The sequence below is a fragment of the Streptomyces luteolifulvus genome, from assembly GCF_008806595.1.
Lineage (GTDB): Bacteria > Actinomycetota > Actinomycetes > Streptomycetales > Streptomycetaceae > Streptomyces > Streptomyces luteolifulvus.
Map to the genome: position 1 here is coordinate 148,826 of NZ_VZRB01000008.1, position 13,747 is coordinate 162,572.

A 13,747-nucleotide genomic window follows, 5' to 3' on the forward strand; every position below is an offset into this window, starting at 1 on the left:
CGCCGCACGGGCCGCCGCCCCCCCGTCGGCCGCGGGCCCCGGGCTCGGCCACTACGAATCCGCCTTCGACGACAGGACCTAGGGTTGCGGTGTGACCGACACCAGACCACCGCTCGCCGTGTTCGACCTCGACAACACCCTCGCCGACACGGCGCACCGGCAGCGGTTCCTGGAGCGCCGGCCGCGCGACTGGGACGCCTTCTTCGCTGGCGCACCGCAGGATCCCCCGATCGCCGAGGGCATCGCGCTGGTGCTGGACAGCGCGCGGGAATGCGAGATCGTCTACCTCACCGGGCGGCCCGAGCGCTGCCGGCGCGACACGCTCGACTGGCTCGCCGCGCACGGACTGCCCGAGGGACGGGTCTTCATGCGGCGCAACGACGACCGCAGGCCCGCCCGGCGCACCAAGCTGGAGATCCTCGGGCGGCTCGCCCGCACCCGGGAGATCCGCGTGCTGGTGGACGACGACGAGCTGGTGTGCGACGACGCCCGCCGGGCGGGATTCACGGTCGTACGGGCATCCTGGACGGCCCCGTCCGAAGCGCTCGAGGAGGCGCAGGAGCGGGAGGGGCGGACCTGAGATCCGGATCCCGCGACGCGGAGGCCGGGGCCCGAGCGGGGGCCGGGGGCCGGACCCGGTGGCGGCAACCCCAGGTCCGGCCCCGCGGCCGTCAGCTCGTGTCCTCGATGCGGAAACCGACCTTGAGGCCGACCTGGAAGTGCTCGATCTGCCCGTTCTCGATCTGGCCCCTGACCTGGGTCACCTCGAACCAGTCCAGATTGCGCAGGGTCTGCGAGGCACGGGCGATGCCGTTGCGGATGGCCTGGTCGACCCCCTCGTGAGAGCTGCCGACGATCTCCGTGACCCGGAAAAGGGACGGGCGATGTGGAGCCCACATCCACACAGGTGGAAGGGTTGGAGTTGCCAGAAGGCCAGTTCAGGAGGGGTTTCCCGCCTGCCGATATTGCATGTGGCGGCATGTGGGTGCACGGGGGTGCGTGGACGGGATGTGGACTCTGCGCGGACTTACACAACCCGCCGCAGGCCCCCGCCGTCCAGCGCCGCCCGCACACTCGACACCGAGTCCGCCGACGCGTGCGTGTACAACCACGTCACCCGGCCGCCGCGTTCATGCCCCAGGATCCGCTGCGCGTCGGCCTCAGGGATACCGAGCTCGTGCAGACGCGAGGCGAACGCATGCCGGATGTCGTGGACGTGCGGCCACCGCTCGACACGGCCCGTCGTCGGATTGACCACCTTCCGCACAACCCCCGCAGCATCGGTGGCCTTGTTCCACTTCAGCCAGAAGTTCCCCCGGTCCAGGACCCCGTCGAACACTGGCCGCCCCTTCACCTTCTGCCCGGCCCGCTGCGAGCGGAAGACCAGCTCCTCGGCGTGCATGCCACTGCCCGGCGCCGTCCTCGTGACCTTCGCCGGATGCTTCTCCAGGTGCGCCTTGAGGGCGTGCGCCGCGCGCGCCGACAGGGGAACGGTGCGGCAGCCGGCCTCCGACTTCGGGTACGCCTTGCGGTGAGCCTTGCCCCGCACGTTGATGATGGTCTCGCGAACCTGGATGCTGTCGTCGTCGAAGTTCACCCAGCAGCGCCGAAGTCCGATCAGCTCACCCCAGCGCAGCCCCGTTTCCTCCGCCACGATCAGCATCGGATGGAAGTGCTCGGGGACGTGGGCGCGGATCTCGGCGAGCTGGTCATAGGTGGGGGGCATCAGGTCGTCGGGGTGCTTCGGCTGCGGCTTGGGCAACTTGACGCCGTCGCACGGGTTGTGGCTGATGCGGCGGTCCCGCAGTGCTGCCGCCAGCATCCCGTCGAGCATCTGGAAGGCCTTCTCGATGGTGGCCCGGCCGACCTTCGCTGTCAGCTTCGCGATCCACGCCTCGACGTCGAGATGCCCGATCGATGCCAGCGGCCACGAACCGAAGTGCGGCTGCACGTGGTTGAGCCACACGCTTTCTGCCGTCTCGTCAGTGTTGGCGGCAATGCGACGGGTCGGCTTCCACATGGCCTGCAACTCGTCGACTGTGATCTTCCCGCGGTCGAGGTCGACGAAGCTGCCGGAGCGGACCTTGTCCCGCGTCTTGTCGAGGAACGCCTCGGCCTTCTTCTTCGCGTTCTCCCCGGAGAACGTCTTGGCGCGCTGCTTGCCGGCCGGGTCGCGGTAGCGGGCCTGCCACGGGCCGGTGCAGCTCTTGCGGGTGGGTTCCTCGTGGGGGCGGAACCTTTCTGTGCACAGCTTGCAGCCGCACGACTTGATGCGGATCTGCCGAGGGTTGTTGCGGGCTTTACGGGGCATGCCGTGCCTCCTCGCGCCGGGTGGCGGTTCGCTGCGGGGGGATGCGTGCCTGCTTGGGTACGGCCACGAAGTCCCCGCACCAGCATGTCGCGCCGAGGCCCAGCTGCGGGGCGCCCAGGTAGATGAGCATGGCCCTGATCTGCCTCAACGCGGTGAAGTAGTCGAGGTCTTGACCGATGATGATGGCGACTCGGTCCCGGTCCCATCGCGGCGCGATCGGGTCGACGTCTTCCATGATCACGGTTGCGCACATACGACCCCCAATGGCCCATGACTCGGCTCGCGTGGCCCGGCCGCAGGTGGAGGTACGGCGGATGTTCGACGGTACCTCCGACAACTACCGTTCGTGAAGCGTCAACACGCGATCAGTGAGGGCAAAACGAACATCGCAAAGGGTTGTACGACAATCGGCTTAAATTCCGTCAACGTGCGGACTTCTGCCGTTCCCGCATCGCCTGCATGGTCGCCTCAACGACGCGGCGGTCCTCGGTGTCGAGGGTGCGGAAGAGGTGGAGGAAGCGACGCTCTTCCTCGTCGTCGATGGCGACGGGCACGTGGCGGCCGGCGGCTTCGAAGACTTCGGCGACCGTGAGGCCGGCTCCGGCGGCGAGCTGGCGGAGCTTGTCGGGGTTGGGTCCGCGGTTGCCGGTGGCGCGGTCGCCGCTCTTCCAGCTGTGGAGGGTGGAGACGGACAGCTCGGAGCGCCGGGCGAGGGTGGACAGGGTCCAGTCCTTCTCCCGCAGGACGCGATCGATCAAGGCTGCAAGGTCATCCACATGTAGAAGCATCGTGCACAGTCCGCATTGGCTACAAGTCGTCACGTGCCATGTGACCTGCTTTGATTTCCACATGCGGAAGATTTGGCATATGCCCAAGCCCTGGCCAATGCTTTCCCGCACGCCAGATACCTTGACATGCATCCACATTCGGCGTTGAATGTGGAAACGAAGCCACTGGCCGACCTTCCACATTCGGCCACACGGCGTCACCACGCGGCCACGAAAGGGCACCTCATGCACAGACGGGACAACGGCCAGCCCATCAGGGACGCGATGCGCGAGGCCGGACTGTCCATCGAACGCCTTGCCGAGAAGACCAAAGAAGCCGACCCCCTCGGCTACGGCATCAGCCGCTCCGCCATCGGCCACATGGTCTCCACCGGACCCAGCGGACGAAACCCCTTCGAGGACCGCTCCTGCGACCTCGTCGCCCGCGCACTCGGCAAACCCATCGACGACCTGTTCAGCGCCACCGCCCCCACGTGACCCTTCCCTTGCCCCGCGTTTCCACATTCGCCGGAAAATCTTCCGCAACAGACGAAAGGAGGACTCGTGAAGCAGCCCCGCACCCCCACGCCGCCGCCTTCCGAGAACCCCCTGCTCCTGACCAAGGCAGAGCTCATGGACTGGCTCAAGGTGAGCCGGATGTGGGTTGCCATGCGCCTGGCCGACGACCCCGAGTTCGTCCGCCGCTGCGTCGTCGACATCGCCACCCCCGGCAGCAGCCGGCAGACGCTCCGCTTCCCCGCCGCCGCGGTCGCCGACTACCTCGGCATCCCCGCCGAAGCGACCCCGAAGCCCATAGCCGCCTAGTGCGGCTTGAGCCCCAACCGCTGGTTCGCACACCGGCAGCCGGGGCCCCGCGGCCTAGCCGCGCGATCCACCCACACATCCCTGAGAGAACAGGAGTGGACCTTTGTCCACGAATCTACCTGACCGGCAGCCTGCGGAGATCGTCCGGGTGCCGTTCATGGACGCCTTCATCGAGACCGTCCTCGTCGACGGCGAACCCCACGTCGTGCTCAAGCCGGTGCTGAAGGCGATGCACCTGGACTACGAGGCGCAGCGTCAGAAGCTCAACCGCAAGTCGTGGGCAACCACCTCCGTAACGAAGGTGGTTGCGGAGGACGGCAAGGTCCGCGAACTGGTCGCGGTTGACCTCGACACCTGGTCGATGCTTCTTGCGAACATCGACGAGCATCGCGTGTCCGACGCGGCCCGTCCGCTGGTTATCGAGTACCAGCAGAAGAGCGCCCGCGCCCTGCGTGACTTCTGGACACGCGGCGGCGCGATCAACCCGGCCGCGACATTGGAGCAGGTCGAGAGTCTTCGCACCCAGCTGGACGGCGTGGAGCGGGCGCAGTTGGCCCGTGAACGGCTGTCCGCGATGGGTGTCGCGAAGCAGTTCGGCCTCGTGAACGCCTCCTACGTCGAGGCGATGGCGCGCACGGAACTGGCGCGGATGAACGGCGAGGAGCCGGACATCGACCCGGTCGACATCACCATCACGTGCGACGAGTACCTCGACGGCCGGATCGCCCCGGCTGACCTCCCTTCGGCACGCACCCGCCTGGGGAAGACGGTGGCCGCCCTGTACCGGGCCCGGTACGCCGGCAAGGACCCGCAGAAGATCAAGCGCCCGATCCATGGGGTGCACCGCGAGGTCGCCGTGTACACGCACCGGGACATCGATCTGTTCGACACGGCCTGGGTCGAGGTCTCCAAGCACTACGACGTGCAGGACCGGTTCCAGCTCGGGGAGGCGTCGTGAACGACCTGACCCCCGAGCCTCTGCCTTACGAGTCGCCGACCCCGGACGTGTACGAGCTGATCTGGATGTCGGGTCACGTGGAGCGGATCGTCGCCCACGACGTGTCGTATGCGAACGGCCGGGTGCTGTTCCTGGCGGACGCGGACGGCCGGATGCGGATTCAGCTGTCGACGCTGGAAGAGGACTTGCGGACGATCCGCAACGTCACCGACGACGAGGTGCTCCTCCTGCCGGAGGGCGGTGGCGACTGTGTCTGACCGCCTGTCACCGGAGCGCGAGGCCGAGATTGCCGACGCCCTCGACCGGGCCGCCGACCACATCGACACTGTCGGCTGGCTCCAAGGCGACCTGTACGACGACTACGCGCAGCATGGCAAGCCCCTCGCCGAGTGCCGGGTGTGCGCCATGGGCGCGCTCAACATGGCGCTTCACGGCACTCCAATGTTTCCGCTGAACCTCCAGCCGGATGAGCTCACGGCGCACGACGTTGCCGCGCTCGTCGAGCAGAGGATCGCGGGTTCGGAACTGGCTGACTGGAACGACTCCCGCGGTCGCACGCAAGCCGAAGTGACGGCGCTGCTGCGGGAGACCGCTGCCGACCTGCGCAACGGCGGCGCGTCATGACCGCCCCGGCCCGCGACATGACCGCCCTGGACGTCCCTGCCGCGGAGGTGGCGGCGCGGATGGCCCGTAACGAGGCGGTGTTCACGCTGCTGACGGCCCGCCTGCAGAAGCCCAAGGGTTCGCACGATCTGGTGGCTTACGCCCTCGACGTGGCGCTGATCGAGTCCGACGCCCGCGTCGCGACTGACGAGAACTACCCGCAGTGGGCGACGGAACTCGCCGCGCTCCCCACCTACTACCGCCCGACCGCGCCGAAGGAGGCGACGACGTGACCGCCCAGCATGATTCGGACCGCGACCCGTTCTGGGTCGAGAACCGCGCCAAGTTCCTCGCCGCGATGAGTACCAGCGCCGACCCGAACGCCTGCGGCACCTGCCGCGGCAAGGCGCAGGCCGGTAAGCCGGTGGACCACGACGAGTGCCAGCGGCGGGCCACGCTCTTGCAGGCCCCTGACCACCCCCACTACGAGATCCTGGCGGGCTTCTCCCTGGAGGAGAACGCGAAGCTCCCGGCCCGCTTCCACATCCCGGTCTTCGACGACTGCGGTGTGCCGAACTCGTGGCTGTGCGCGGTCTGCCAGGAGGAGGGGCAGGTCGTCGGCTGGCCGTGCGCCACCGCCACCAAGTACGGCACGAAGGTGTTCACGCCGCTGCACGAGGCGGAGACGGCACAGAAGAAGCAGGTCGCACGGATCGCTGAGCTGGAGAACGCGCTGGCGGCTGCTGGCCGGTCGCTGTCGTCCTTCATCTTCGACTCCGACGATCCTGGCGCCGACGCTCTGGGTGCTCAGTGGCTCTACCACCAGGCGATGCCGCACGCGGACGACCCGTTCGCCCAGCCGCGCGCCTTCCGTTCCAGTGTCTTCTCCGAGGCCGCGACGGCTGTCGAGAAGCTGGACGGCCAGACGCCGGACGATCACCGCGACCACTCGCAGGCTTACCTCGACGGCTATTCGGACGGCGTACAGGATGCGGCCGAAAGCCTGGAGAAGCTCGCCGACCAGGCGGCCGAGGGATCCGAGGCCGAGCAGGGCCCCGTGCCGGAGCACTACGACAAGGTGCCGGACCCACTGGACGGATGCCACTGGTGCGCGTGCGGCAACCGCTGGCCCTGCAAGCACGCGAAGGCGGTGGCGTCGTGAGCAACGTCCAGACCAGCGTTGTGGCGACGACGATCGCCCTCGGCAGCAACCCGGACGCGGTGGAACTCGACACCCGCGACGGCCACTTGATCCTCGTGCTGGCCGCCGGTGTGGACATCGTCCTCGACCACGCGGACCAAGACACCCTCGACAAGCTGGCCACCGTCACCGCGAAGGCCGCCGCTGTGAAGCGGGCCCGCAGCCTGAGGCAGGTGGCGTGATGATCGTCTTCTCTGACGGAAACGCCATCGACCTCGGCAAAGTGCAGGTCGCCTGCGACGGCACGCGCTGGCTGTGGACGTGCGACTTCACCGAGTACGGCGACCCGTTCATGGCGAACCTCGCCAACCCGCGTCTCGTCCTGCCGCTGCCCACCGTGATCCGCGGCCACGGGCCGATCGCACCGGAGCGGCACAAGCCCACCACGGCCGAATGCCGGCAAGTCCTGGAGGCCGCGTCGTGAACGGCTTCCTCGACACCCTGCTCCTGCTCGCCGTCCTCGGCCTCCTGGTGGCCGCTGCCGAGCACGACGCCCGCCTCGCACGCCAGCAGACCCGACGCGACGAGGACGAGCGGTGACCGCCCCGGCGCCGGCGCTGTCGCCCACGGCGGGCCTGTTCGACAGCCTCGTCGCCCACCTCAACCGCCGCCTGGCGGACCGCATCAGCGAGTTGCTGCTGCTGATCGACGTGGAGATCGAGATCGGCCACGAGTACCGCACCGCCCGCGACTACGCCGACAGCGCCGCCGCCGGATACATCGACCGCACCGACATCTGGGGGACCCAGTGACCAGCACTTACACCCTGCCCCACGCCCCGTACATCGAGGCCATCGAAGCCGCCCTGACCGAGGCGAAGCTGACGCCCGAGCAGACGGACGCGTTCGTCGAGGACTCCTACGACGTCCCGTACCTGCGTGGCGTCATCACCCTCACCACCGAGACCTCCGGTATCCCCGCGACCCGCTGGCCGCACGGCCTGATCCTCATCTGGGACTGGCACACCGGCCGCGACGAGGACTACGCCCGCGGCCCCGTGTGGCAGTGGGCCCGCCTCAACGACGACGGCTCCAACGCCTGGCCCTACGAGCAACTGCCCGTTGCCGACTGGGCTGCACCGCCGATGCTCGCCGCCGCCGTCGCCACCCTCGCCCACACCGGCACCCCGACGCCGATGGCCAGCGGATGGCATCAGCACCTGCAGGCCCCTGTCGAGGCTGCCATTCGGAAGTGGGAGGCGTCGTGATCTACCTCGCGCCGTTCATCCTCGTCGCCCCGCTGTTCCTGCTGCTGGCCGGGGAGCGCATCTCCGCCCGCATCCGAGCCCGCCGGGAGGCCGCAGCCGTCCAGGCGCGGCACGCCTGGATCGACGAACGCATCCGCACCGAACGCAACCCGGGCCGCCGGACGGCCTGGCGAATGATCCGCAACGACAACCTGGGGGACCTGTAATGCCCACCTACCGCTTCCGAGAGATCAAGCACCAGGCCAGCAAGAGCCTGCCGTGCCCGGCGTGCGGGAAGAAGCTGCGCCGCCAGCGCACCTTCTCCCAGACCCTCAACCCGTTCAACAAGAACAAGGACGGCCAGGTCAAGACCGAGCTGGAGATCGTGCGTGAGCTGGTCGTCGTCGCCAGCAAGTGGGAGGCGGAGCCCGAGCCCCACCCGGCATGCCAGAAGGCGGTCGCGTCGTGACCGTCACCACCATCACGCCGACCGACGCCGAGATCGCCCTGACCCTCGACGCCGCGGCCGACCACATCGAATCGGTCGGCTACTGCAAGAAGTACCTGTACAGCGTCCGCCAGGCCGAGAACGGGCTCCCGCTCGACAAGTGTGAGGTCGACATCATCGGCGCCATCAACGTCGCCGTCCACGGAACCCCCCGCCACGTGGGCGGCGACCCCCTCACCTGGGCCGCGGAGAAGGCCCTCAACGCGAGCATCGACGCCCCCTCCGTCGCCGCCTGGTGCGACTACCGCGGCAACGGCAAGGCGAAGGCGATCGCGCTGCTTCGCGACACCGCGGCCAGCCTCCGTGGGGAGGCGGCGTGATGCGCGGCAAGCACCGAGCAGGCCCGGACAACGCCCGGCTCAGGCAACTGCGCCGCGAAGACCGGCAGTACATCCGCTACTGCCACGAACGGTTCGCCGAACTCGGCCAGCGAGTCCGCTACTGGCGGGCCCGCGCCGAAGTCGCCGAAGGACGGCTGCAGGCGAAGGAACAGCAACTCCAGCGGCAGACCGAGCAGCTGATGGCGCGGGACACCGAGCTGGAGACGCTGCGACGCCAGCTGAAGGCCGCCTCCGACGACACCGTCGAAACCCCGATCCCGGCCGAACTGGCCGCCGCATAGCCCGCCGTCCTCGCCGGATGAGGCCAGGCCGGCGAGGCGGCGCACAACAGAAACCCCGAGCGATGGAAGCGCCCGGGGTCCACCACCAGCATCCCATGGAGGGATTCCCGTGACCGTTTCCACCCACGAGGTGAGGGCCAGCCGCACCGCAACCCCAGTCCTCGTGCAAGCCGCCGAGCCGGTCCCCGGCCTGCACGTGTACGAGCAGCCGCAGGAACTCCGCCGGTGCAGCGACGACGCGACCCACCCGTGGCGGCTCGGCCACCACTCCGGCCTCCCCATGGCCGCATTCACCACCCACGACGAGGCCACCCAGGCAGCGCACGAAGTCGCCGGCTTCGCCGACTGGACCCGCACCGCCGACGACCTGCGAGCAGACCCCGACTTCGACCTGACCGGCTACTACGACCGGCTCATGGAAAAGACCCGCGGCCTCCTCATCGCCGGTCACGCCTGACCAACAACCACCCATAGCGCGGTGTTGAGCGCTTCCCCCAAGCGTTCCGCCGCAGCCGAGGCCCCGCCTCCCCCTCCCACCGGAGGCGGGGCCCGGCACCAGACATCCCGAAACGGAGAACTATGAGCACCAACAGCCCCACCGCCGCAGCACCGCCCCTGGTGTTCGGCGACACGGAAACAACGGGCCTCGACCCGTTCATGCACGACGCGTGGGAGTTCGCTCTCATCGTGCGCCGCGATGGCCGCGACGAGGAACACGTCTTCCGCATCCGCCCCGACCTGGCCCACGCCGACCCGAAGGCGCTGGAGATCAACCGCTACCACGAGCGGACTGCCGCAGACGGCTGGACGTGGGACGAGCCGCACACCGCCGCGACCCGCATGTACTCGCTGCTGAACGGCGCCGTCCTCATCGGATCGAACCCGTCCTTCGACGCGGACATGATCCGCAACCTGTTCGCCCGCTACTACGACGTGGCGAAGCCCTGGCACTACCGCGCCCTCGACATCGCCACCTTCGCGGCCGGCCACCTGTACGGGCAGGCCGAGCGGATGACCCGCCAGACGTGCGACGCCGTCCACTACAGCAAGGTCGACGCCGCCCTCGGCTGGCCGTGGAGCTCCTACCGGGCATCGGAACTCGTTGGCATCCCGCGGCCGTCCGGCGACGCCGCGCACACGGCGCTCGGCGACGCACGCTGGGCACGGGACGTGTGGGACGCCGTCACCAAGCCTGACGCCTTCTACACCGCCACCGACGAGCAGCTCGGCGCCATGGCAGGCGAGGCCCTGTCCCGTTTCCACGGCGGTGCCACATGACCGAGGCCGAAAAGGACGAGTTCATCGAGAACCTCGAAGAGGAACTCACCGAGCTGCGCGACAACTACGCCGACATCGTCCGGGAACGCGACTCACTACAGGCGCAGGTCGACAGCCTCACGGCCCGGATCGAAGGCGCCCGCGATGACCTTGAGGACGTCGTTCGGGGGCTGGGCTCATGACCGCCGCCGTCGAGGTCGAGGCGCCGGTCGTCCGCGACGACTTGACCGCCGAGCAGTACCACGCGGACCGCACGTCGATCTCCTCGTCCGGCCTGCGCGCCCTGCTGAATCCGGGCTGCCCCGCCCAGTTCAAGTACGACCGCGACCACCCGCAGCCGCCGAAGCGGGAGTTCGACCTCGGCAACGCTGTCCACACGGCGGTGCTAGGCGAGGGCCACGACATCGTCGAGATCGTCGGCTTCTCCGACTACAAGAAGCTCGAACCCCGCGCCCTGCGCGACGAGGCTTACGCCGAGGGCAAGGTGCCGCTCCTGCCGAAGGAGAAGCAGCAGGTAGACGCGATGGCGAAGGCGGTCCGCGAGCACCCGCTCGCCGGCCCGCTGTTCGCGCCCGGCTCGGGCATTGCGGAGCGCTCCTTGTACTGGACAGACCCGGCAACAGGCGTGCGCTGCCGGGTCCGCCCGGACTGGCTGAAGCAGCTGCCCGGCATGACGCTCGCCGTCGACCTGAAGACGACGAAGGACGCCAACCCGGAAGCCGTCTCCCGCGCCATCCGGGATTACAGCTACCACCAGCAGGACGCCTTCTACACCGACGGCATCTGGGCCGCCCTGCAGCCCGAGGACGTCCGCTTCATCTTCGTCTTCATCTCCAAGACCGCCCCGTACCTGATCACGGTACGCGAACTCACCGACCAGGACCGGGACATCGGCCGCGCCCGCAACGAACGCGCCCTGCGCATCTACGCCGACTGCGTCGCCAACGACCACTGGCCCGACTGGACGGGCCCGGTCACCGAAATCCCCCAGATCGGAATGCCGACCTGGGACACCATCCGCCAAGCAGAGGAATACCTCGGATGAGCAACGAGATCGCCACCCGCGACGAGCAGCAGGCCGTCGCCACCACCAACCCGGAGCAGACGCTCCCCGCCCCGGCGCCGACCGCCGGAACCACCGCCCTCATGGCGTGGGCACAGGAAGCCAGCCTCGCCTACGACATGGCGACCAAGCTCGCCGCCACCTCGTTCGTTCCGCAGTCCCTGCGAGGCAAGCCCGGCGACATCGCCGCCGCGATCCTCGCCGGCAGCGAACTTGGCATGAAGCCGATGGCGACTCTGAAGTCGATCGACATCATCCAGGGCACCCCGGCTCTGCGAGCCCACGCGATGCGGGCCGTCGTCCAGCGGGAGGGCCACAAGATCGAGCTGGTCGAGTCCCGGGACGATTACTGCAAGATGCGCGGACTCCGCAAGGGCGAAGAGACCTGGCAGGAAGTCGAGTGGGACATCCCGCGCGCCCGGCTCCTCGGCCTTCTCAACAAGGACCAGTGGAAGAAGCAGCCCAAGTCGATGCTCGTCGCCCGCGCCACGGGCGAACTCTGCCGGCTGATCGCCTCCGACGCCCTCCATGGCATGCCCTACGCGGCCGAGGAACTCGAAGGCACCGTCCACGCCGAGATCGTCCCGGCGAAGGCGCCCCTGTCCGTCGCCGCCCTCACCGCCCCCGTACAGCAGCCCGCACCCGCTCCGGCCGACGAGCCCGCCTACACCGTCGCCCGCGACGACCAGGACGACGACAGCGACGGTCTGTGGGACCAGGACGCAGTCGACGGCTCCACCGACTGGCCCGAGGCGACGCAGCCGGGCGGTGCCGCGTGAATGGGCCGCAGCACTACCGCGAAGGCGAGCGGCACCTGAGCGCAGCCTCGTTCGTGGACAAGCCGGGCGGCAGGCCTGTCGACCCGTCCGGGTCCCTGCACCACGTGATGGCCGCCCAGGCACACTTCGCCGCCGCGCAAGCTGCCGCCACCGCCGCTCAACTCGCGGACCGGTACGTCGGCGACGGGGAGCACATCAGCGACTGGCGGAAGGCAATCGGCGACTTGGCGCCCATTGACGACCCGTGGGCGGCCCGGCACGCCGCCGAGTTCGGGCCGTACATCCCGGGCCAGCCGTACTCGCCGCCCGTCGAGACGGCCCTTCGGAACCTCAACCTCGCCGGGCATGTGACGCCCGCCGACACGCTGGCCGCCGCTATCCCGATCATCGCCGGGCATGTCGCCGAGGCGCTCATCGACGGCGAGAACGACGCCGTCCGCAAGTGGGCCCGCAGCGTCACCGACGAACTGCGCCGGGTTGGCCTCGACCTCGCAGGCCACGTCGAGCGCAGGGCCGAAGACCTCCGGCCCGACGTGCCGTTCAGCTACGACACCCCGCTCGGCTACAGCGACGAACCCCCGTTTTAACCCGCACCCATAGGGGCGCCCCGGCCGCGGGAATCGGCCGGGGCCCCGGAACCAGGAGAACACGATGCTCACCCATCCGTACACCGACGACGACCTCCGCGCCGAGGCTGCACGGCAGCTCCGCGCCGCCGTCGACCCCGAGGAGATCGGGGAGTCCACGGTCATCGAGGGCCACAAGATCCCCAGCCGGGGTGACTTCCAGTGGGACCAACTCGACGACACCGACTTCACCGAAGCGGACCGCGGCATCAGCGAACTCGTCGAAGACGCAGTCGACATGTCCCGCTGGTCAGTCGATCTCGGCGCCAGCTACCTCAAGCACGTGACGAACCTCGTGTGGGGCCACGGCACGAACTGGGACCTCGCCGTTCAGGTCGCACACCGGCCCGGCCTGAAGGACGACTTCCACGACGAACTCGTCACGGCCGTTCGCCGCGCCATCAACCGCGTCCTCGACGACCGCGGCATCGACACCCCCGAGCTCGAGCAGCACGGCACACCCGAGGAGGCAGCGTCATGACCGCGACCGTGCAGCCGGCCCTCGACGGCAGCGTCCCCGAGCCGCGGAAGACGCGGACGCAACGCCAGGCCGAGGACTACGAGACCTGGCTCGCCGAAGTGTGGCCCGTGTTCATCACCGCCGCAGCATCCGGACGCACCTTCACCACCTACGAGATCGCCGACGCCCACAACCTGCCTCAGCCGCCGAACCCGCAAGCGCACTGGGGGCACCTGATGACGCTCCTGAAGGGCGAGGGCTACGTGCGCAAGGTCAGCTGGGCGTGCTCCAGCCGGCCCACCGCCCACCACTCCGGGGTGCGCACCTGGCGCGGCACCGCAGCCGCCAGGAGGGCAGCCGCGTGAGCGACCTCACCGCCTGGTACCTCAACCAGCTCGACACCCACGGCCTGCCCGCCGTCCTCGCCGCCCAGTTCGTCATCTGCCTCGCCGTCGCCCTCCTCATCGGCGGCGCCTGGAGCGCAGCCCAACGGCGGGAGGAACAGCAGCCGATCGACAACGAACAGCCGGCCAGGAAGGAGACGCCGCAGCCGTGACCAC

Annotated in this window: 29 protein-coding genes; 25 read left to right on the forward strand and 4 right to left on the reverse strand. The window is 69.1% G+C overall.

The annotated features are described in order from the left end of the window. The first annotated feature begins 91 nt into the window (after positions 1-91). Positions 92-580 carry a phosphatase domain-containing protein gene (locus F7R91_RS14290; protein ID WP_150948355.1) on the forward strand — a complete coding sequence of 163 codons (489 nt, stop codon included), beginning with the start codon at positions 92-94 and terminating at the stop codon, positions 578-580. 91 nt (positions 581-671) lie between these two features. Here the strand turns inward: F7R91_RS14290 and F7R91_RS14295 are convergent, their stop codons facing one another. From F7R91_RS14295 to F7R91_RS14310, 4 genes are all read right to left on the reverse strand, one after another. Continuing rightward, positions 672-899 (reverse strand): dodecin, encoded by a 228-nt coding sequence (locus F7R91_RS14295; protein ID WP_150948357.1) that lies wholly within the window; start codon positions 897-899, stop codon positions 672-674. 128 nt (positions 900-1,027) lie between these two features. Further along, entirely contained in the window at positions 1,028-2,311 is a 1,284-nt protein-coding gene (locus tag F7R91_RS14300; RefSeq protein ID WP_150948360.1) for a tyrosine-type recombinase/integrase, read from the reverse strand. Further along, entirely contained in the window at positions 2,301-2,552 is a 252-nt protein-coding gene (locus F7R91_RS14305) for a hypothetical protein (protein ID WP_150948363.1), read from the reverse strand. The genes F7R91_RS14300 and F7R91_RS14305 overlap by 11 nt, the downstream gene beginning before the upstream one ends. A 181-nt stretch (positions 2,553-2,733) precedes the next feature. Next, positions 2,734-3,069 carry a helix-turn-helix domain-containing protein gene (locus F7R91_RS14310; protein WP_150948365.1) on the reverse strand — a complete coding sequence of 112 codons (336 nt, stop codon included), beginning with the start codon at positions 3,067-3,069 and terminating at the stop codon, positions 2,734-2,736. 255 nt (positions 3,070-3,324) lie between these two features. Here F7R91_RS14310 and F7R91_RS14315 point away from each other — a divergent pair, with 255 nt between their 5' ends. The 24 genes from F7R91_RS14315 (at position 3,325) to F7R91_RS14430 (ending at position 13,743) form a co-directional block, all read left to right on the forward strand. Beyond that, on the forward strand, positions 3,325-3,576 hold the full coding sequence (locus tag F7R91_RS14315) for a helix-turn-helix domain-containing protein (RefSeq protein ID WP_150948367.1): 252 nt from the start codon (positions 3,325-3,327) through the stop codon (positions 3,574-3,576). 66 nt (positions 3,577-3,642) lie between these two features. Beyond that, on the forward strand, positions 3,643-3,903 hold the full coding sequence (locus F7R91_RS14320) for a hypothetical protein (protein ID WP_150948370.1): 261 nt from the start codon (positions 3,643-3,645) through the stop codon (positions 3,901-3,903). Between the two features lie 103 nt (positions 3,904-4,006). After that, complete coding sequence (locus F7R91_RS14325) at positions 4,007-4,861, forward strand: phage antirepressor N-terminal domain-containing protein (protein ID WP_150948373.1); 855 nt, start codon at positions 4,007-4,009, stop codon at positions 4,859-4,861. Continuing rightward, a complete protein-coding gene (locus F7R91_RS14330) occupies positions 4,858-5,118 on the forward strand; it encodes a hypothetical protein (protein ID WP_225320646.1) in 261 nt (86 codons plus the stop codon). The genes F7R91_RS14325 and F7R91_RS14330 overlap by 4 nt, the downstream gene beginning before the upstream one ends. After that, the gene (locus F7R91_RS14335; protein ID WP_150948376.1) at positions 5,111-5,485 is read left to right on the forward strand and encodes a DUF6197 family protein; all 375 of its coding nucleotides are present in this window, start codon (positions 5,111-5,113) and stop codon (positions 5,483-5,485) included. The genes F7R91_RS14330 and F7R91_RS14335 overlap by 8 nt, the downstream gene beginning before the upstream one ends. Further along, positions 5,482-5,757: a hypothetical protein gene (locus tag F7R91_RS14340; RefSeq protein ID WP_150948379.1), complete on the forward strand. Its 276-nt coding sequence runs from the start codon at positions 5,482-5,484 to the stop codon at positions 5,755-5,757. Before F7R91_RS14335 ends, F7R91_RS14340 begins: the two co-directional genes overlap by 4 nt. Next, on the forward strand, positions 5,754-6,626 hold the full coding sequence (locus tag F7R91_RS14345; protein ID WP_150948382.1) for a hypothetical protein: 873 nt from the start codon (positions 5,754-5,756) through the stop codon (positions 6,624-6,626). The genes F7R91_RS14340 and F7R91_RS14345 overlap by 4 nt, the downstream gene beginning before the upstream one ends. Further along, entirely contained in the window at positions 6,623-6,847 is a 225-nt protein-coding gene (locus F7R91_RS14350) for a hypothetical protein (protein WP_150948384.1), read from the forward strand. The genes F7R91_RS14345 and F7R91_RS14350 overlap by 4 nt, the downstream gene beginning before the upstream one ends. Further along, positions 6,847-7,089 carry a phiSA1p31-related protein gene (locus tag F7R91_RS14355; protein WP_150948387.1) on the forward strand — a complete coding sequence of 81 codons (243 nt, stop codon included), beginning with the start codon at positions 6,847-6,849 and terminating at the stop codon, positions 7,087-7,089. Before F7R91_RS14350 ends, F7R91_RS14355 begins: the two co-directional genes overlap by 1 nt. Positions 7,090-7,201: 112 nt before the next feature. Further along, a complete protein-coding gene (locus F7R91_RS14360; RefSeq protein ID WP_150948389.1) occupies positions 7,202-7,417 on the forward strand; it encodes a hypothetical protein in 216 nt (71 codons plus the stop codon). Continuing rightward, complete coding sequence (locus F7R91_RS14365) at positions 7,414-7,872, forward strand: hypothetical protein (RefSeq protein WP_150948392.1); 459 nt, start codon at positions 7,414-7,416, stop codon at positions 7,870-7,872. Before F7R91_RS14360 ends, F7R91_RS14365 begins: the two co-directional genes overlap by 4 nt. After that, a complete protein-coding gene (locus F7R91_RS14370; RefSeq protein ID WP_150948396.1) occupies positions 7,869-8,078 on the forward strand; it encodes a hypothetical protein in 210 nt (69 codons plus the stop codon). Before F7R91_RS14365 ends, F7R91_RS14370 begins: the two co-directional genes overlap by 4 nt. Next, positions 8,078-8,320 carry a hypothetical protein gene (locus tag F7R91_RS14375; RefSeq protein ID WP_150948399.1) on the forward strand — a complete coding sequence of 81 codons (243 nt, stop codon included), beginning with the start codon at positions 8,078-8,080 and terminating at the stop codon, positions 8,318-8,320. The genes F7R91_RS14370 and F7R91_RS14375 overlap by 1 nt, the downstream gene beginning before the upstream one ends. Beyond that, positions 8,317-8,679 carry a DUF6197 family protein gene (locus tag F7R91_RS14380; RefSeq protein WP_150948402.1) on the forward strand — a complete coding sequence of 121 codons (363 nt, stop codon included), beginning with the start codon at positions 8,317-8,319 and terminating at the stop codon, positions 8,677-8,679. Before F7R91_RS14375 ends, F7R91_RS14380 begins: the two co-directional genes overlap by 4 nt. Further along, on the forward strand, positions 8,679-8,981 hold the full coding sequence (locus F7R91_RS14385) for a hypothetical protein (RefSeq protein ID WP_150948405.1): 303 nt from the start codon (positions 8,679-8,681) through the stop codon (positions 8,979-8,981). Before F7R91_RS14380 ends, F7R91_RS14385 begins: the two co-directional genes overlap by 1 nt. A 109-nt stretch (positions 8,982-9,090) precedes the next feature. Continuing rightward, positions 9,091-9,438 carry a hypothetical protein gene (locus F7R91_RS14390; RefSeq protein ID WP_150948408.1) on the forward strand — a complete coding sequence of 116 codons (348 nt, stop codon included), beginning with the start codon at positions 9,091-9,093 and terminating at the stop codon, positions 9,436-9,438. A 122-nt stretch (positions 9,439-9,560) separates the two neighbouring features. Next, positions 9,561-10,259: a 3'-5' exonuclease gene (locus tag F7R91_RS14395; protein WP_150948412.1), complete on the forward strand. Its 699-nt coding sequence runs from the start codon at positions 9,561-9,563 to the stop codon at positions 10,257-10,259. Beyond that, entirely contained in the window at positions 10,256-10,441 is a 186-nt protein-coding gene (locus tag F7R91_RS14400) for a hypothetical protein (RefSeq protein WP_150948414.1), read from the forward strand. Before F7R91_RS14395 ends, F7R91_RS14400 begins: the two co-directional genes overlap by 4 nt. Continuing rightward, positions 10,438-11,304 (forward strand): PD-(D/E)XK nuclease-like domain-containing protein, encoded by an 867-nt coding sequence (locus tag F7R91_RS14405; RefSeq protein WP_150948416.1) that lies wholly within the window; start codon positions 10,438-10,440, stop codon positions 11,302-11,304. The genes F7R91_RS14400 and F7R91_RS14405 overlap by 4 nt, the downstream gene beginning before the upstream one ends. Next, positions 11,301-12,101 (forward strand): hypothetical protein, encoded by an 801-nt coding sequence (locus F7R91_RS14410; protein ID WP_150948419.1) that lies wholly within the window; start codon positions 11,301-11,303, stop codon positions 12,099-12,101. The genes F7R91_RS14405 and F7R91_RS14410 overlap by 4 nt, the downstream gene beginning before the upstream one ends. Then, complete coding sequence (locus F7R91_RS14415; RefSeq protein WP_150948422.1) at positions 12,098-12,688, forward strand: hypothetical protein; 591 nt, start codon at positions 12,098-12,100, stop codon at positions 12,686-12,688. Before F7R91_RS14410 ends, F7R91_RS14415 begins: the two co-directional genes overlap by 4 nt. 64 nt (positions 12,689-12,752) lie before the next feature. Continuing rightward, positions 12,753-13,208 carry a hypothetical protein gene (locus tag F7R91_RS14420; protein ID WP_150948425.1) on the forward strand — a complete coding sequence of 152 codons (456 nt, stop codon included), beginning with the start codon at positions 12,753-12,755 and terminating at the stop codon, positions 13,206-13,208. Further along, entirely contained in the window at positions 13,205-13,552 is a 348-nt protein-coding gene (locus tag F7R91_RS14425) for a hypothetical protein (protein WP_150948428.1), read from the forward strand. Before F7R91_RS14420 ends, F7R91_RS14425 begins: the two co-directional genes overlap by 4 nt. Next, positions 13,549-13,743, forward strand: a complete 195-nt coding sequence (locus F7R91_RS14430; protein ID WP_150948430.1) for a hypothetical protein — start codon at positions 13,549-13,551, stop codon at positions 13,741-13,743. Before F7R91_RS14425 ends, F7R91_RS14430 begins: the two co-directional genes overlap by 4 nt. Positions 13,744-13,747: the final 4 nt, after the last annotated feature.